We start from the raw sequence: 16,448 nt of genomic DNA on the forward strand, positions 1-16,448 counted from the left end.
GCGGCAGGCCTTGTCCGCTTTCCGTCAGCATCGGCGGCACAAGCTTTACCGGCCCGATCACCTATGAGGAAATTTTCTCCGCTGCCGACAGAAGGCTTTACACGGCCAAGTCGAACGGACGCGATCAAGTCAGCTTCGATCCGGCCGGAACGTCTCCGGCGCCTGCGCCCGGCGTCGCCACCGTGCATTGATGGCAGAAACTTGCAGAAGGCTGATCGGGAAGCTCTCGAAACAGACGCTCCTTCTATGTTTCCAAATGCTTATAATCAGCCGCAAGGAATCCGATCCTTACGGATAGCATGCCGGCTCGATGGGCCATGGACTGCAACCGCTTGCCGGTATACTCCCCCGCGTTGGCGATTTTCGTTGTCGGCAGAAACGGTTTTGACTCTGAGTTTCCAAGCGTTCCGGCCGACAGCGATCATGATTTTTGATGCTGGCGAACATATGCGGAAACGGTCAGGTAAACACAGCTATTATGATCCATTTGTTCAACGGCTTTCAGGACCCCTTCGGTGGCAGTGACCTTGAAGCTCTGGAACTGTACCGGTTGTTGAGTGTCGATTCCGAGGTGCATCTGTGGGCAACCTCCTCCAGCGTGTCCGGCGAGTTGATGCGGAATTTCCCGATTCGCCGCGTCTCGCTGTCGAAGTGGGATGTACCGAATGGCGGTACCTACGTCTTTCTCGGCTCTCATTGGCGCAACAAGATATGGCCTTACCTGATCCCGCGGCCGCGCCGGCTGATCTATGTCTTCAATACCTTTCACCCGAAAATCATCTCGCTGACGAGACGCATGCCCCGCATGCTGAACTGGCCCGACGCCGAACTGGTGCTGATTTCCGATTTTCAGAGACGGATGCTCCAAGTCGATGGCACCGTGCATCCGTCTCCGATCGATATCGAACGTTTTTCACCACGGCGTCTGGGTTCGGATCGTCCCTTCACCGTCGGACGCTTGAGCCGCGATGGGCCGGGCAAACATCATCCCGATGACATACCCCTCTACAAGACATTGCTGGCCGAAGGTACAGCCTTGCGGATACAGGGAGGGATAGGGCTCAAGGACAGCCTCATGCCGCATCCGCAACTCGAACTGTTCCCACCCGGCCAATTTTCCGCCGAAGAGTTTCTGCAGACGCTCGACGTGTTTTATTATCGCACCGGTTGGCATATGGAAACCTTCGGTCGCGTGGTGTTCGAGGCGATGGCCTGCGGGTTGCCCGTGGTCTGCCATTCATATGGCGGTTATTCCGACCATATCAGGCATGGCGAAAACGGTTTCTTGTTCGAAACGACGCAGCAGGCGGCGCGCATCCTGGCCGATCTCAAAGCCGACCCGGCGCTGCGGGCGGCAGTGGGCCTCAAGGCACGGCAGACCGTCGAGCAGACCTATTCTTCCCAAGCTGTGCGACAGAGGCTGGATTTCTACCTGCGTTAGCTGCACGTCATCCTTTGGGCCATGGGACATCCTTGGCGCAACAACATGCCCGCTGTCATCGATCTCGACATCGCGCTAAAGCAGGCACGCAAAGCGGACGAATGGGGCCGACAGCCAGCGGCGTGCCACAGACTGGGCAGGACTTCTTATCGATGACTTTGATGGGCGCGGCGGCACTGCTGATCCTGATCCTGACTTACGCCGGTGTCGCCATTGGCCGCATCCCCGGCCTGCGCCTCGACCGGGCAGGGATCGCGCTTCTCGGCGGGGCCGCGATGATCGCCATCGGCGCGCTCAGCATGGAGGATGCGTACCGGGCGATCAATTTCGATACCATCACGCTTCTGCTCGGCATGATGATTGTGGTGGCGCATTTAAAAGTGTCGGGCGCCTTTCGTGGCCTTGGCGCCGTCGCCATCGAGCACGCGCATGCGCCCTTCATGCTCTTGGTGATGGTGACGCTGCTGACCGGCGTGTTGTCCGCCTTCCTGGTCAACGACGCCATCTGTCTCGTCATGGCGCCGATCGTCGTCCACGTCACCCGTGTGATCAAGCGCAACCCGATCCCCTATCTGATCGCCACCGCCACCGCGTCGAATTGCGGCAGCGTCGCAACCATCACCGGCAATCCCCAAAACATGGTCATCGGTGCACTGTCGGGCATTTCCTATCCGGCCTTTTCGGCAGCGCTGGCTCCGGTCGCCCTGTTCGGCCTCGTCGCGGTCGTTGTCATCATCCGCATTGTCTTCCGGGCCGAATTCGCCCGCACCGTCCAACTGACGCCCGAGGTCTCGCGTGGCCGCATGCACAAGGGGCAGGTGCTGAAGGCGGTGGTGGTCTGCATCGGGCTGGCAATTGCCTTCTTCGCCGGCGTGCCCGTCGCCAAGGCAGCACTCATCGGCGGCGCCATCCTCTTGCTCACCCGGGCCATCAAGCCGGAGCGCATCTACCGCGAGATCGACGGTCCGCTGCTGTTCATGTTCGCCGGTCTGTTCGTTGTCGTCGCCGGCGCTGAAAAGACGCTTCTTTCGCCCGACATGATCGCTTCGGCCAGGAACCTCGGGCTGGACGACGTCTGGCGCTTGTCCGGCTTCACCGCGGTGCTTTCCAACATCATGAGCAATGTTCCGGCCGTGCTGGCGCTGCGGCCCTTCATACCCGGCCTCGAAAACCCCGAGCGCGCCTGGCTGGTCGTCGCCATGAGCTCGACGCTGGCCGGCAATTTCACGCTGCTGGGTTCGGTCGCCAACCTGATCGTCGCCGAACAGGCGCGGGCCGCCGGCACGACGCTGTCGTTCGGCGCTTTTTTCAAGGTCGGCTTGCCTTTGACGCTGATAACGCTGGCCGCCGGCACCGCATGGCTGGCTTTCGGTTTCTAATGCATGTCGCCCAAAAGTGGCCCCGGTTTTGGGCCAACGACATGCATAAAACCAAAGGCTTAAAGCGCGTCGCGCTTTAGACCTGACTGCCTGAAAGTCGCGCCCGCACCAGCGTCGCCGCGGCGCGTCCGGCCGCTTCGATGTAATCGGGGTTGCGGTGGATCAGCATGATCGAAAAGCAGCCGTCGATCAAAAGCACGATCTCGCGCCCCAGGGTTTGCGGCTCCGCGACGCCATGGTCCGACAGGGCGCCGGCCAGCCATGTTTCGAAATTCAGCTTGTGCCGCGCGCCCACCTTGACCGCCGGATGTCCGGGCATCGAGGCGAGTTCGGCGGCCGTGCGCAGGAAGCCGCATCCTTTCCATTTCGGGTGGCGAGCGGACCTCGCCAGATTGGTGAAGATCGCCTCGACCTTGCGATCCGCGCCGCCTTCGGCAGCCTCGAACCAGCCGGCCATCCGCTTCAGATTGGGTTGGTCGCGGCCGTCGAGATAGGCGGCGATCAGGTCGTCCTTGCTCTTGAAATGGTAGTAGAGCGTGCGCTTGGTGAGACCCGCTTCCTCGGCAACGGCATCGACGCTGACACGACCGATTCCTTCTGCATAGAAGAGCCTGGTCGCGGCATCGACAATGCGTTTGCGGGTAGGGCTCTGCGTGTCGGGCATAAGCCTATGTATACCGACTAGTGAATATACACAAGCGACAAAGGGCATAGTCTTCCTTCCATCAGCATGATGGAGAAGGAACAGCCAAATGACAGATCTTGTCCTTAGCGAAACCCGGGATGGGATTGCCATCCTCACCCTCAACCGGCCGGAGAAACTCAACGCGCTGAACTATGCCCTGATCGACCGCCTGCTTGCGGTCCTTGACGACATGGAAGTCGATGACGGCGTCCGAGCGGTCATTCTGACCGGAGCAGGGGAGCGGGCGTTTTCGGCGGGGGGCGACATTCACGAGTTCTCGGCCAGCGTGGCGCTTGGCGTCGGTGTCGCGATGCGGGATTTCGTCATGCGCGGGCAGCGGCTGACGGCGAGGCTGGAAGCCTACCGCAAGCCCATCATCGCCGCCGTCAACGGCATTGCCTTTGGTGGCGGCTGCGAAATCACCGAGGCCGTACCGCTCGCTATCGCCAGTGACCGCGCTTTGTTCGCCAAGCCGGAAATCAACCTCGCAATGCCGCCGACCTTTGGTGGAACCCAGCGCTTGCCGAGGCTCGCGGGGCGCAAGCGGGCGCTCGAACTGCTGTTGACCGGCGACTGGTTTGCGCCGCCGCGGGCGCTTGAACTGGGTCTCGTCAACGAGGTTGTGCCGCATGCCGAGTTGATGCCGGCGGCATTTGATCTGGCCAGGCGTATCCTGCGGCACTCCGATCTGGCGATTGCCGGCATCCTCACGGCAGTGGCGCGCGGCCTCAACCAGAGCATCGCCGAAGGTTTGCTGGTCGAGGCCGAGCAGTTTGCCCGCGTGGCCCCGACCGCTGATCTGCGCGAAGGGCTGAATGCCTGGATTGCACGCCGCGAGCCGGGCTATGACGGCTCGTGGACACATATCGCGCGTCCCGACGAGGCCAGGCGAGCCTGAAGCGGGTCGCTGGAATTCCTCAGGCGACCCGCTTCAGGTCTTTGTTTTTATGCGTGTCGTTCTCCCAAAACCGAGGTTACTTTTGGGCGACATGCACTCGTCGGAGCTGGATCAGGGCGCCACCACCAAACGGCCCTTCATGTTGGGGTGAAAGCGGCAGAAGTAGTCGACCGGTCCCGCCGTCTTCAAAGTCAGGCTTGCGGATTTCTTCGGCGGGATCATCACTTCCCAGCCGCCTTTCACGGTTGCCGTGTGGGCGAACACATCCTTGTTCACCCACTCGATCGTGTCGCCGACCTTTGCCTCGACGGTGGCCGGAGAGAACACCAGCCTGTCGATGGTGACCTGGATGGTTTCGGCTTGCGCCGGCACGATCCCGACGGCGAGCGTCAACGCAATCCACAGATGGTGGTTCTGCATGCTCCCGGTCCTTACTTGAGCATGCCGGCGACGTGTTCGGCGTGCTGCTCATGGCCCTGGAATATCTTCAAGCCGGTTTCCAGCAGGCTTTTCAGCTCGGCATTCTGCGCCGACGGGATCAAAAGGGTTTCGAGCGCGCCGTTGACCTGCTTGTGATAGGCGACCTCATTGTCGACATAGGCCTTGTCGAAGGCAGCGCCGTGGAGTTTGGCGAGCTTGGCCCGCTCCTCCGTCGCAGCTTTGGTCAGCGCCTTGCTGGTGGGGTTGTCTTCCGGGGTGACCTTGAGCTTCTTGACCAGGTCGAGCGCCTGAACATTTACAGCCTCGTGATCGCGGACCATATCCTTGGCGAAATCGACAACCTCCTTGTTCTTCGATTTGTCGATGGCCAGCTTGGCCGCTTCGATGTCGATGACCCCGGCCGTGTAGGCGATATGGGCGATCTGCGGATCGGTCGGCTTGTCGGCGGCTTGTGCGAACGGCGCGGTGCCGAGCAGCAGCAGGGCGGCGAGCGCAGCAGTGTGTCGGATAGACATGGCATCTCCTTCGCCGGGACGCTGAAATCGTCCCGGACAGTGTTTTTCGGTTGACGGTCATTGGATGCTGGTCAGCGGCAAACGTTCCCGCTGAAATGAACTGAAATCCGCTGAGGCTCAGCTTTCCAGCCCGAGCCGTCGCATCACGGCGCTGGTCAGTCGTTCGCAACGCCGGCCGGCGAAGGGGAAGGCGTCGAGCAGCACCGGCCCGATCTGGTCGTCCAGCGCCTTGCGGACAAGGGCGCGGGCGCGGTGCAGCCTTGTCTTGACGGTTTGCGGCCGCACGCCGAGGAGGTCGGCGGTCTCTTCGATGCTCAGCCCCTCGATCACCCGCGCCACGAACACCGTCCGGTAGACGTCGGGAAGGCTGTCGGTGGCCTGTTCGACCAGTTGGAGGATCTGCCGTTGCGCCATTGTCCGTTCCGGATCGTCGCTGGGATTGAGGGGAAACCGGATGATCTCGGCTTGCGGATTTTCCGGCAGCGCCACCGTTTTGCGTCTTTTGCGCAGCCGGCCGAGCGCCTCGTTGATGACGATGCGCGATAGCCATGTGGCGAGCGAGGAGTCGCCGCGAAACGCATCGAGATGGGCGAAGGCCTTGACGTATGCCTCCTGCACGATGTCCTCGGCCTCGCTGTCATTGCGCACGACGCCGCGCGCGATCCGGTAAAGCCGCTGATTGTGTGTCTTGATGATGGTGCGGAAGGCGTCGCCGTCGCGCGCCAGCGCGCGGTGCACAAGCTGCATCTCGCCTGGCACAGCGGAAGGCACGGCCGTCAACACAGCAGGCATGGCAAGTTTCCTCAACCCAATCTCCGAACCAGGATCTCGATTGGGAGATTGGACGCTGTCGCCGGCAAAAGGTTCCCGAAGATTTTCTGCCGGGTCCGGCGGCCGCTACACTACAGTGCGAGCGAAGGCTTGTCAGGCAGCCTGCAGGCGCGCCGTGGCCGCCAACAGATCGGTCTGGGTGATCAGCCCGAGAATCCGCTTGTCGTCGTCGACGATGATGACCGCATGGCTGCGGCCGTCGGTGAGGACGGGCAGCAGACCCATGGCGGCGACGCCGGCGGCGGCTGTTGCCGCGGGCGTTAAGACGGATCCAACCGTCCCCGAGGCCTGGGTGAGTTCGCGCAACCCCACCGTGCCTGCCAGCCTGGCTTCCGCATTGACGACCGGCAAGGTGCGGATGTTGTGGTCAAGCAGCAATTGGCGCGCCGCCTCGGTGGAGGTGTGAGCATCGACCGAGATCACATCGCGCGACATGATGTCCTCGCACAGAAGGGTCTTGTGCGCGCGCACCATCGCCTGCAATTCGACCTGCCGCAGCAGCCGGTCGAGATCGTTGCGATCGATATCGAACGTCTCGTCGAGTGCGCCAAGCGCGGCATCGATGTCTTCCGACCGAAAGCCCACGCGCAGCTGCGCCGGCAGATCGCCGGTGCCGTGGCTGTTTGCCGGCGCCGCAACCGGCACATGCGGATAATTGCGCCGGGCCAGCCTGTGGAAGCCGTAGCCGAGCGCCACCAGCAGGATCGAGTTCAGCGCCACCGGCACGAATGGAAACAGGAAGCCGGCGCTGATCACGGCAGGCCCTCCCAGCACCGCGGTCAGCGCGGCCGCTCCGCCCGGCGGATGCAGGCAGCGCGTGAACGACATGGCGGCGATGGCCAGTGCCACCGCGATGCCGCTGGCAAGGGCGGTTTCGTGGATGAAATGCGCCACGATCACGCCGACCAGTGCCGATATCGTGTTGCCGCCGATGATCGACCATGGCTGTGCCAGCGGACTGGCGGGCACCGCGAACAGCAGCACCGCCGACGCCCCCATCGGCGCCACCAGCAGCGGCACGTGCGGGCCGTTGCCGAGCACAAGGCTGGCGATCACACCGGTGAGTGCAATGCCGATCGTCGCGCCGATACAGGCGACGAGACGCTCGCGCAGCGTCGCGCCGGCAAGAATGGGAACAAAAAGGCGGAAAGCCATGGGGTCGAAAACTCTGCCGATATTCCAGGGGAAGTCGAAAATGTGCTGATCGCACCGCAATGACGCGGCATCGTTGAATTTGAAAGCCAAACTGATCCGGGAAACTGCAATTTGAGGGAATAGAATTCCGCTACGCAGCCGCCGCCGCGGTCAGGCCGCGCGAAATGTCGGCCTTCAGGTCGTCGACGTCCTCGAGGCCGATCTGCAGGCGGATCAATGGACCCTCATAGGGGGCCTTCGCGACAACGCGGTCGCCGAGCCAGACCGGCACGGCAAGGCTCTCATAGCCGCCCCAGGAATAGCCGAGGCCGAAGATTTGCAGCGCGTCGAGAAAGGCGTGCTGCTGCTTTTGTCCGCCGCCGGCAAGCACGATGGAAAAGATGCCGCTCGATCCGGAGAAGTCCCGCTTCCACAGTTCGTGGTCCGGGTGGCTGGGCAGGGCCGGGTGGAGCACGCGCGCCACGCCCTTCTGGCCTTCGAGCCAGGAGGCGATGGCAAGCGTGCTGCGCTGATGGTGTTCAAGGCGCACGCCCATGCTGCGCAGGCCGCGCAGCACCTGGTAGACGTCGTCGGGCCCGGCGCAGCAGCCAAGCGTGCAGAAGCTTTCATAAAGATGCGTCCAGCAGCTCTCATTGGCCGACACCGTGCCAAGCAGCACGTCGGAATGGCCGGCCGGGTATTTGGTCGCCGCATGGATCGAGATGTCGACACCGTGGTCGAGGGGGCGGAAATACAGTGGCGTCGCCCAGGTATTGTCCATCATGACGATGGCGCCCGCGGCGTGCGCCGCCTTGGCGATGGCTGGGATGTCCTGCACCTCGAAGGTGTTGGAGGCCGGTGATTCCGTGAACACCACCTTGGTGTTGGGCTTGATCAACGCCGCGATGCCGGCGCCGACATGGGGGGCGTAGTACTCGACCTCGACGCCCAGCCGCTTCAGCATCGTGTCGGCGAAGTTGCGGGTCGGATGATAGACGGTATCGACGATCAGCAGATGGTCGCCGGCCGACACGAAGGCGAGCAGCGGTACCGTCACCGCCGCAAGGCCCGACGGCACCAGGATCGTGCCTGCCGAACCTTCCAGCGCGTCTATGGCGTGGGCGAGCGCATCGGTCGTCGGCGTGCCGCGCGTGCCGTAAGTGTATTTCTGGGTGCGAGCCGCCATTGACGCCGCGTCGCGAAAAAGCACGGTCGAGGCATGCACCACCGGCGGATTGACGAAGCCGAAATAGTCGTGCGGATTGTTGCCCGAATGGGCAAGCCGCGTGTTGATGCCCATCCCGCCGCTAAAGTGCTCGCCGTCTTTCGCCATTCTGCGTCGCCTTGTTTGACAAGCCGCTAGCCATAGTGCGGCGGCATGGACCGTGCAACAGCCACCGTCCGCCAGGAGATGGACTTCGAATATGCCAATTCGTCGCGGCAAAAACAGCGATGCGGGGACAGGATATCAAAACGAAAAACCCGCCTGTGCGGCGGGTCATCGGCGCAAATCAGCACCATGGACGAAAATGTATCATAGCTGAGGGCAGGCTGTCAAGAAAAAATTCCTATCGCGAAAAGGCGGTCTTTGATTGACCTGCGTTCGGAGCCCTCATCTCCGCCGATCGGCTATTGTGGGCGGCTGCGGAAGGTATATGATTGTCGGCTAATATTAATCGCCGGATTGCTTCGATCAGATGCTGCCGGATGGTTGCTGCCGGTTGACCTCTGGTCCTCCACGATCCGGATCGCGCTCACCAAGCGTGAGCGCGGCAAGGGAGGAATGCCATGCCGGACGTCAAATGGGCCATGAAGGCGCGCGAATTCATCAACTGCAACTGCGCCTATGGCTGCCCGTGCCAGTTCAACGCCATGCCGACATACGGGTTCTGCCAGGCGGTCGCCGGCATGGAAATCGAAAGCGGCCATCACGGCGACACCAAGCTCGACGGATTGCGGTTCGTCGGGATTTTCAGCTGGCCCGGCGCCATACACCAGGGCGGGGGCGAAGCCGCGGTGATCATCGACGAGAGGGCGACGGAAGCCCAACGTGGCGCGCTGCTTCGCATATTGGGCGGTCTGGATACCGAACCGGGTGCAACGATATTCCAGGTCTTTTCGACCACGCTGGAGAAGTTCCACGACCCGATCTTTGCGCCGATCGAATTCAACATCGACGTCGACGCGCGAACCAGTCAGCTGCATGTCGAGGGTATAACCGACGGTCGTGGCGAGCCGATCCGGAATCCGGTCACCGGCGCTGCCCACCAGGCGCGCATCGACCTGCCGCACGGCTTCGAATACGCGATCGCCGAGGTCGGGCGCGGCTGGACAAAGGCGACGGGCCCGATCAAGTTCGAGCTGGCCGATACGCACAGCCATTTCGCCAATCTGCATCTCACGCAGAGCGGCATCGTGCATTGACCTGATCCAATGGGCGACACGGCCCTCGAGGCGGTGCTGCGGCGCGATCGCGCGGTCGTGATGGCCGCGCTCGTGGTGATTGCCGTGCTCGCCTGGGCCTATGTGCTGTGGCTCGCCACCGACATGGTCATGCCCGGCTCCGCCTTGCCGGACAGCGGAGGCGGTGACATGGCCGGAATGGACATGTCGAATATGGACGGGTCGAACATGGGTATGGGCGGCATGGATATGGGCGCCGCCGTGGCGCCAGGCATCCGGGCCTGGGCATTGGCCGATTTCGCTTTCACCTTCACGATGTGGGCGGTGATGATGGTCGGCATGATGACGCCTTCGGTCGCACCGATGTTGCTGCTCTATGCCGGTGTCGGCCGCAAGGCGCGGGCGGATGGCAGGCCCATCGCTTCGACGGGATGGTTTTTTGCCGGCTACCTCGCCGTCTGGGCCGTCTTCAGCCTCGTGGCGACCGGTGCGCAATGGCTGCTCGCCCGTCTTGCCTTGCTCGACCCCTCGATGGCGACCGGCAGCGCGGTCCTCGGCGGCCTCGTCCTGATCGCCGCCGGTCTCTATCAATGGACGCCGATGAAGGGCGTCTGCCTGCGCCAATGTCAGGCCCCGATCGCGTTCCTGGCCGGCCATGGCGGATTCCGCTCCGCTCCGCTCGGCGCGCTCCGGCTGGGCATCGATCACGGCGCCTACTGTCTGGGGTGCTGCTGGGCGCTGATGGCTCTGCTGTTCGTCGGTGGCGTCATGAACGTGCTGTGGATCGCCGGCATCGCCATCCTCGTCCTGCTGGAGAAGACGGTGCCGACCGGGCAGCTGATTCCGCGCGTTTCAGGCGCGTTGATGGCTGGCATCGGGACCTGGATCGTCTTTCAAGCCTCTTGAGAACAGTCTTCGTCTGCGACCTGTATTGGACTGCAGCCGCCAGTAAATCGTCAGAAGACAATCTTGGGACATGGTAGTTCGCCCCACGCGGAGGTCAACAACCACGAGGTATTTGCCCGGGATGGATTTCGCTGCCGCGGCCGGTATCGGCCCCGCGTTGGCGTTGCATCAGCTTTGCCGCCTTTATTGGCCCCTGCTGACTAATTCGCGGGCGTGTTTGTCTGTAAATCAGGCATTTACGGCAATCGGTTTTCAAACTCTTCGGGTTTGGGTCATTTCCCTTGACCTCACAGGAATTATCGCCTTCGATGACATTTGTGAATGGGAGGCGGCGCGTCGGTTACGATGCGGGGTTTCGGGATGGGCCGGGATGAAGCCGCGTTCACACGGGAGAAAAAAATCAGGATTTACTCCTGAAAAACAGAGAAAAGGGTCTGTGGGTCATGAAACACATTGCTATCGGCATTCTAGGCGCCGCCACGCTTGGATTGATGGCGTCCGCCGCGTCGGCGGCCACGCTCGACACCGTCAAGGCGAAGGGCTTCATCCAGTGCGGCGTCTCCACCGGCCTGGCCGGCTTTTCGGCGCCGGACGACAAGGGTGACTGGCAAGGCATCGATGCGGATTTCTGCCGCGCTGTCGCGGCCGCCGTCTTCGGTGACGGCTCCAGGGTCAAGTTCACGCCGCTCAGCGCCAAGGAGCGGTTTACCGCGCTGCAGTCGGGCGAGATCGACATCCTGTCGCGCAACACCACCTGGACCATCAACCGCGATACGGCACTCGGCCTGAATTTCATCGGCGTCACCTATTATGACGGCCAGGGTTTCATGATCAACGCCAAGAAGCTGCCGGGTGTCAATTCGGCATTGCAGCTCTCGGGCGCAGCCGTCTGCGTGCAGAGCGGCACCACCACCGAGCTGAACCTCGCCGACTACTTCAAGGCCAACAAGATGGAGTACAATCCCGTCGTCTTCGAAAAGCTGGAAGAGGTCAACGCCGCCTATGATGCCGGCCGCTGCGACGTCTACACCACCGATCAGTCGGGCCTCTATGGCATACGCCTGACGCTGGGATCGCCGGCCGACCATGTCGTGCTGCCCGAGATCATCTCCAAGGAGCCGCTCGGACCTGCCGTTCGCCAGGGCGACGACCAGTGGTACCACATCGTCAAATGGACCTATTTTGCGCTGCTGCAGGCTGAAGAGCTCGGCATCACCAAGGCCAATGTCGATGAGATGAAGAACTCGGCCAGCCCCGAGATCAAGCGCGTTCTCGGCCAGGAAGCCGACACCAAGATCGGTACCGATCTCGGCGTCTCCAATGACTGGGTGGTCAACATCGACAAGGCCGTCGGCAATTATGGCGAAATGTTCGAGCGCAATGTCGGCTCGGGCAGCCCGCTGAAGATCGCGCGCGGCATCAACGCGCTGTGGACCAAGGGCGGCCTGCAATACGCGCCGCCGATCCGCTGATCGAAATGTGATCCGGGAGGCAGATCATCTGCCTCCCGGTTTCTCTTTCCAGGGGACGGTCGAATGGCATCGCAGGACGTACTTCGCGAGGAGCCCAGCCGCGGCTCCTTCATCAACGATCCGAAAATCCGGGGCATATTCTTCCAGGTGCTGGTCGTCGTGCTGCTGGTGGCGGGCGTCTGGTGGATTGCCCACAACGTCATCGACAACCTGACGCGGTTGCGCATCGCTTCAGGCTTCGGCTTCCTCAAGGGCCGCGCCGGCTTCGATATCAGCGAGAGCGCGATCGCCTATTCGTCGGATTCGACCTATGGCCGCGCCATTCTGGTCGGCCTCCTCAACACGGTCATCGTCGCCATCGTCGGCATCATCACCGCGACAATCATCGGCTTCGTCATCGGCATCGGCCGGCTCTCGAAGAACTGGCTGATCAGGAAGATCTGCACCGTCTATGTCGAGGTCTTCCGCAACATCCCGCCGCTGCTGGTCATCTTCTTCTGGTATTCCGGCGTGCTGGCCGTGCTGCCGGCGCCACGCGACAGCATCAATTTGCCGTTCGGCTCCTTTCTCAACCAGCGCGGTTTCTATTTTCCACGCGCCGTATGGGGCGACGGTTCATGGCTGATTTTCGTCGCCCTGCTCGTCGGCATCGCCATGGCGTGGTTCGTCGCGCGCAAGGCGCGGCAACGGCAGATGGCGACCGGCCAGCAATTTCCGGTGTTTTGGACATCCGCGGCGCTGATCGTCGGGCTGCCGCTGCTCGCCTATGCGCTGAGCGGCTTTCCCCTGAGCTTCGATTACCCCAAGCAGTCGACTTTCAACCTGACCGGCGGCTTTCAGGTCCGGCCGGAGTTCCTGTCGCTTTATCTGGCGCTGTCCTGCTATACCGCCGCCTTCATCGCCGAGATCGTGCGTGCCGGCATCAGGGGTGTCAGCGCGGGCCAGACGGAAGCCGCCGGAGCGTTGGGATTGCGTTCCGGATCGATCCTGCGGCTGGTCGTCGTGCCGCAGGCCATGCGCATCGTCATTCCGCCGCTGACCAGCCAGTATCTCAACCTGACCAAGAACTCGTCGCTGGCCATCGCCATCGGCTATCCGGACCTGACGGCGACCGCCGGGACAGTGCTGAACCAGACCGGCCAGGCCGTCGAGGGCGTGGTGATCATGATGGTGATCTATCTCGCCATCAGCCTTCTGACCTCGCTTGTGATGAACTGGTTCAACGCCAAGATGGCGCTGGTGGAGAGGTGAGGTAAGGACATGCAAGAACATGATATGTCCTGGGTGCGCACCGAAATGGTGCTGGCGCAGCCGGCGCCCGCCAGCGTCACCGGCCTCGGCGCATGGGTGCGCAAGAACCTGATCGCGTCTACCGGCGACACCATTTTGACAATCGTCGGCATCGCCCTGGTGGCGATGATCCTGCCGCAAATCATCAATTGGGCGTTCATCAACGCCGTGTGGACGGGGCCGGACCGGACCGTATGCGCCACGGTGGCGCAAGGCGGCATCCAGCCGGATGGCTGGACCGGCGCCTGCTGGGCTTTCGTCAATGCCAAGTTCGGCCAGTTCATGCTCGGCCGCTATCCCATCGAGGAGCGCTGGCGGCCGATCCTGGTCGCCATCCTGTTCGTGGCGCTGCTGGTGCCGATGCTGATGCCGAAGGTGCCACGCAAAGGGCTGAATGCGGTTCTGCTGTTCTTCGTGCTGCCGATCGTCGCCTTCGTCCTGCTGGTCGGCGGCATGTTCGGCCTGCCGCATGTCGAGACCTCGCTTTGGGGCGGGCTCTTGGTAACGCTCAGCCTGTCCTTCGTCGGCATTGCCGTGTCGCTGCCGCTCGGCATCGTGCTGGCGCTCGGCCGCCGTTCCAAGATGCCGATCATCAAGACGCTGTGCGTCGTCTTCATCGAGACGGTGCGCGGCATCCCGCTGATCACCGTGCTGTTCTTCGCCAGCGTCATGCTGCCGCTGTTCCTGCCGGAGGGCGTTTCGTTCGACAAGTTCCTGCGCGCTTTGATCGGCGTGTCGCTGTTTGCCGCCGCCTATATGGCCGAAGTGGTGCGCGGCGGCCTGCAGGCGATCCCCAAGGGCCAATATGAAGGTGCCGATTCGCTCGGCCTCGGCTATTGGCAGAAGATGTATTTCATCGTCATGCCGCAGGCGCTCAAATTGGTCATCCCGGGCATCGTCAACACCTTCATCGGCATGTTCAAGGACACCAGCCTGGTCATCATCATCTCGATGTTCGACCTGCTCGGCATCGTCAAACAGAATTTTTCCGATGCAAACTGGGCAACCGCGCAGACGGCGAGGTCCGGCCTGATCTTCGCCGCCTTCGTCTTCTGGCTGTTCTGCTTCGGCATGTCGCGCTATTCAATGTACACCGAACGCCGGCTCGACACCGGCCACAAACGCTAAACATAAACAAAAGAACAAGGGGATCCCTCTCATGGCCACCGAAAATGCCGTCAGCGCCGAAGAGATCAAGGTCAACGCCGCCAAGATGCAGATTTCGACGACCGATGTCGCCATCGACATCATCGCCATGCACAAATGGTATGGCGAGTTCCATGTGCTGAAGGACATCAACCTGAAAGTGATGCGCGGCGAGCGCATCGTCATCTGCGGCCCCTCCGGCTCCGGCAAATCGACCATGATCCGCTGCATCAACCGCCTGGAGGAGCACCAGAAGGGCAAGATCATCGTCGACGGTAAGGAATTGACCAACGATCTCAAGAAGATCGACGAGGTGCGCCGCGAGGTCGGCATGGTGTTCCAGCACTTCAACCTGTTCCCGCATCTGACCATCCTGGAGAACTGCACGCTGGCGCCGATCTGGGTGCGCAAGACGCCGAAGAAGCAGGCCGAGGAAATCGCCATGCATTTCCTCAAGCGCGTCAAGATCCCGGAACAGGCCAACAAATATCCCGGCCAGCTTTCCGGCGGCCAGCAGCAGCGTGTGGCGATTGCCCGCTCGCTGTGCATGAACCCGCGCATCATGCTGTTCGACGAGCCGACCTCGGCGCTTGATCCGGAGATGATCAAGGAAGTGCTGGAGACCATGGTTGGCCTTGCCGAAGAAGGCATGACCATGCTGTGCGTCACCCACGAGATGGGTTTTGCCCGCAAGGTCGCCAACCGGGTGATCTTCATGGACCAGGGCCAGATCGTCGAGCAGAACACGCCGGCCGAGTTCTTCGACCACCCGCGCCATGAGCGCACGAAGCTGTTCCTGTCGCAGATCCTGCACTAGGCTTTCGATGTTTGCGAGGAGCCCGGCTGAAACACTGCCGGGCTCTTTTGCGTATGGCATAACAGGCGACCGTTCCTGTCGCGCTGGAGCGCTTTTGCAGAGCCGCTTTTCATGAAGAGACTGGGACGTTTTCTAGGCCTTCTGTTGATTGTCGTCGCTCTCGCCGTGACGACGGGCACCCTCGTGCCGCGGCCGCTGTGGCCGGCGGCCGCCGCCATGCCCGCCGCGACGCGCCACATCCTGGTGCTGAACAATCCGATCCACACCGATATCGCCATCCCGGTCGACGATGCCGTGCGCCAGCGTTTCCACTTCCTGGTCGACGCCGGCATACCGGCCGACAGGCCGGAGGTCCGCTACATCGTCTTCGGCTGGGGCGGTCGCGCCTTCTACCTGGAGACGCCGACATGGTCCGAGCTGAAGGCGGTACCGGTGATGAAGGCACTGACCCTCGACGCGTCGGTCATGCATGTCGATGTCGCCGGTGACATCCTCGAACCGCCCCCTGACATCGCGGGGTTCGACATCACAGAGGACCGGTTCGCGGCGTTGCTCGATTTCATCGATGCGAGTTTCCAGCGCGGACCGGAAGGCCCGATCCTCGTTCCGGACGCGGCCTATTCCAGGTTCGACGGCTTCTACGAAGCCAACGGCCATTTCAACGCACTGATCGGCTGCAACACCTGGACGGCGGCCGCCTTGCGCACCGCAGGCCTGCGCACCGGCTGGTGGAACCCGCTGCCTGTATCGCTCGGGCTATCGATGCGGCTGTATAATTAGCGTGGGCATTCCGCGAATTGGCGAGTGTCGCGTTCCTTCACACCCCCCTCTGTCCCGCCAACCTTTCGCAGGTTTCAGCTTTCGTCAGCCTCCGGTGCCCGCCAGCCATAGAGCCAGTCCAAATCCGCCGCGAGTTTTTCCGACGAGCGCATTTTCAGGAACACGTTGCGCGCAATCGCCACCGGCCCTGCGGCATGCCAGGCCAGCCGGTTGACAGCGCCGCGTCGGGCGACCTGCGCGACACGCGGCCGCCGTGACTGTTCCCAAACCGCAAGCGCGGCCAGCGGGTTCGTAGGGGAGGCGTAGACCT

The 16,448-nt window shown here is 62.3% G+C and carries 17 protein-coding genes and 1 pseudogene; 11 read left to right on the plus strand and 7 right to left on the minus strand.

From position 1 onward, the window contains the following. The 3 genes from EN879_RS02925 to EN879_RS02935 all read left to right on the plus strand — a co-directional run. Positions 1-191 (plus strand): GGDEF domain-containing protein (locus EN879_RS02925; protein WP_164774303.1); only part of this gene is annotated, 191 nt, incomplete at its 5' end. Between the two features lie 287 nt (positions 192-478). Then, positions 479-1,441: a glycosyltransferase gene (locus tag EN879_RS02930; RefSeq protein ID WP_013532434.1), complete on the plus strand. Its 963-nt coding sequence runs from the start codon at positions 479-481 to the stop codon at positions 1,439-1,441. Between the two features lie 152 nt (positions 1,442-1,593). Then, positions 1,594-2,820, plus strand: coding sequence for an anion transporter (locus EN879_RS02935; RefSeq protein ID WP_013532433.1), 1,227 nt, complete (start codon positions 1,594-1,596; stop codon positions 2,818-2,820). Positions 2,821-2,896: 76 nt separating this feature from the next. Here the strand turns inward: EN879_RS02935 and EN879_RS02945 are convergent, their stop codons facing one another. Then, a complete protein-coding gene (locus tag EN879_RS02945) occupies positions 2,897-3,484 on the minus strand; it encodes a TetR/AcrR family transcriptional regulator (protein WP_024505017.1) in 588 nt (195 codons plus the stop codon). A gap of 88 nt (positions 3,485-3,572) precedes the next feature. Here EN879_RS02945 and EN879_RS02950 point away from each other — a divergent pair, with 88 nt between their 5' ends. After that, positions 3,573-4,403, plus strand: coding sequence for a crotonase/enoyl-CoA hydratase family protein (locus EN879_RS02950; RefSeq protein ID WP_013532431.1), 831 nt, complete (start codon positions 3,573-3,575; stop codon positions 4,401-4,403). 111 nt (positions 4,404-4,514) lie between these two features. Here the strand turns inward: EN879_RS02950 and EN879_RS02955 are convergent, their stop codons facing one another. The 5 genes from EN879_RS02955 to EN879_RS02975 form a co-directional block, all read right to left on the minus strand. Then, a complete protein-coding gene (locus EN879_RS02955; RefSeq protein WP_013532430.1) occupies positions 4,515-4,823 on the minus strand; it encodes a cupredoxin family copper-binding protein in 309 nt (102 codons plus the stop codon). Positions 4,824-4,834: 11 nt separating this feature from the next. Then, entirely contained in the window at positions 4,835-5,359 is a 525-nt protein-coding gene (locus EN879_RS02960; protein ID WP_013532429.1) for a DUF4142 domain-containing protein, read from the minus strand. A 117-nt stretch (positions 5,360-5,476) separates the two neighbouring features. Further along, on the minus strand, positions 5,477-6,151 hold the full coding sequence (locus EN879_RS02965; RefSeq protein WP_013532428.1) for an RNA polymerase sigma factor: 675 nt from the start codon (positions 6,149-6,151) through the stop codon (positions 5,477-5,479). Positions 6,152-6,283: 132 nt separating this feature from the next. After that, positions 6,284-7,345: an HPP family protein gene (locus EN879_RS02970; RefSeq protein WP_013532427.1), complete on the minus strand. Its 1,062-nt coding sequence runs from the start codon at positions 7,343-7,345 to the stop codon at positions 6,284-6,286. A gap of 130 nt (positions 7,346-7,475) precedes the next feature. Further along, complete coding sequence (locus tag EN879_RS02975) at positions 7,476-8,657, minus strand: cystathionine beta-lyase (protein WP_013532426.1); 1,182 nt, start codon at positions 8,655-8,657, stop codon at positions 7,476-7,478. A 455-nt stretch (positions 8,658-9,112) separates the two neighbouring features. Here EN879_RS02975 and EN879_RS02980 point away from each other — a divergent pair, with 455 nt between their 5' ends. From EN879_RS02980 to EN879_RS03010, 7 genes are all read left to right on the plus strand, one after another. After that, complete coding sequence (locus tag EN879_RS02980) at positions 9,113-9,748, plus strand: DUF1326 domain-containing protein (RefSeq protein ID WP_013532425.1); 636 nt, start codon at positions 9,113-9,115, stop codon at positions 9,746-9,748. Positions 9,749-9,757: 9 nt separating this feature from the next. Next, complete coding sequence (locus EN879_RS02985) at positions 9,758-10,633, plus strand: DUF2182 domain-containing protein (RefSeq protein WP_013532424.1); 876 nt, start codon at positions 9,758-9,760, stop codon at positions 10,631-10,633. A gap of 443 nt (positions 10,634-11,076) precedes the next feature. After that, on the plus strand, positions 11,077-12,105 hold the full coding sequence (locus EN879_RS02990) for an amino acid ABC transporter substrate-binding protein (protein WP_127273940.1): 1,029 nt from the start codon (positions 11,077-11,079) through the stop codon (positions 12,103-12,105). A 63-nt stretch (positions 12,106-12,168) separates the two neighbouring features. Then, the gene (locus EN879_RS02995; protein WP_013532422.1) at positions 12,169-13,356 is read left to right on the plus strand and encodes an amino acid ABC transporter permease; all 1,188 of its coding nucleotides are present in this window, start codon (positions 12,169-12,171) and stop codon (positions 13,354-13,356) included. A 9-nt stretch (positions 13,357-13,365) separates the two neighbouring features. Next, entirely contained in the window at positions 13,366-14,523 is a 1,158-nt protein-coding gene (locus EN879_RS03000; RefSeq protein WP_013532421.1) for an amino acid ABC transporter permease, read from the plus strand. Between the two features lie 31 nt (positions 14,524-14,554). After that, the gene (locus tag EN879_RS03005; RefSeq protein WP_013532420.1) at positions 14,555-15,358 is read left to right on the plus strand and encodes an amino acid ABC transporter ATP-binding protein; all 804 of its coding nucleotides are present in this window, start codon (positions 14,555-14,557) and stop codon (positions 15,356-15,358) included. 111 nt (positions 15,359-15,469) lie between these two features. Next, complete coding sequence (locus EN879_RS03010) at positions 15,470-16,138, plus strand: TIGR02117 family protein (protein ID WP_013532419.1); 669 nt, start codon at positions 15,470-15,472, stop codon at positions 16,136-16,138. Between the two features lie 74 nt (positions 16,139-16,212). Here the strand turns inward: EN879_RS03010 and EN879_RS39695 are convergent. Then, positions 16,213-16,448 (minus strand): annotated as a pseudogene (locus EN879_RS39695) (salicylate hydroxylase); the annotation flags it as partial.

Source organism: Mesorhizobium sp. M7A.F.Ca.AU.002.02.1.1 (assembly GCF_003998535.1).
Lineage (GTDB): Bacteria > Pseudomonadota > Alphaproteobacteria > Rhizobiales > Rhizobiaceae > Mesorhizobium > Mesorhizobium ciceri.

Bases quoted from the DNA above. Each gene is read 5' to 3' on its own strand.
- EN879_RS02945 (WP_024505017.1), bottom strand. From the start codon at position 3,484: ATGCCCGACACGCAGAGCCCTACCCGCAAACGCATTGTCGATGCCGCG.
- EN879_RS02955 (WP_013532430.1), bottom strand. From the start codon at position 4,823: ATGCAGAACCACCATCTGTGGATTGCGTTGACGCTCGCCGTCGGGATC.
- EN879_RS02975 (WP_013532426.1), bottom strand. From the start codon at position 8,657: ATGGCGAAAGACGGCGAGCACTTTAGCGGCGGGATGGGCATCAACACG.
- EN879_RS02985 (WP_013532424.1), top strand. From the start codon at position 9,758: ATGGGCGACACGGCCCTCGAGGCGGTGCTGCGGCGCGATCGCGCGGTC.
- EN879_RS02930 (WP_013532434.1), top strand. From the start codon at position 479: ATGATCCATTTGTTCAACGGCTTTCAGGACCCCTTCGGTGGCAGTGAC.
- EN879_RS03010 (WP_013532419.1), top strand. From the start codon at position 15,470: ATGAAGAGACTGGGACGTTTTCTAGGCCTTCTGTTGATTGTCGTCGCT.
- EN879_RS02995 (WP_013532422.1), top strand. From the start codon at position 12,169: ATGGCATCGCAGGACGTACTTCGCGAGGAGCCCAGCCGCGGCTCCTTC.
- EN879_RS02990 (WP_127273940.1), top strand. From the start codon at position 11,077: ATGAAACACATTGCTATCGGCATTCTAGGCGCCGCCACGCTTGGATTG.
- EN879_RS02980 (WP_013532425.1), top strand. From the start codon at position 9,113: ATGCCGGACGTCAAATGGGCCATGAAGGCGCGCGAATTCATCAACTGC.
- EN879_RS02935 (WP_013532433.1), top strand. From the start codon at position 1,594: ATGACTTTGATGGGCGCGGCGGCACTGCTGATCCTGATCCTGACTTAC.
- EN879_RS02950 (WP_013532431.1), top strand. From the start codon at position 3,573: ATGACAGATCTTGTCCTTAGCGAAACCCGGGATGGGATTGCCATCCTC.
- EN879_RS02960 (WP_013532429.1), bottom strand. From the start codon at position 5,359: ATGTCTATCCGACACACTGCTGCGCTCGCCGCCCTGCTGCTGCTCGGC.
- EN879_RS03000 (WP_013532421.1), top strand. From the start codon at position 13,366: ATGCAAGAACATGATATGTCCTGGGTGCGCACCGAAATGGTGCTGGCG.
- EN879_RS02970 (WP_013532427.1), bottom strand. From the start codon at position 7,345: ATGGCTTTCCGCCTTTTTGTTCCCATTCTTGCCGGCGCGACGCTGCGC.
- EN879_RS02965 (WP_013532428.1), bottom strand. From the start codon at position 6,151: ATGCCTGCTGTGTTGACGGCCGTGCCTTCCGCTGTGCCAGGCGAGATG.
- EN879_RS03005 (WP_013532420.1), top strand. From the start codon at position 14,555: ATGGCCACCGAAAATGCCGTCAGCGCCGAAGAGATCAAGGTCAACGCC.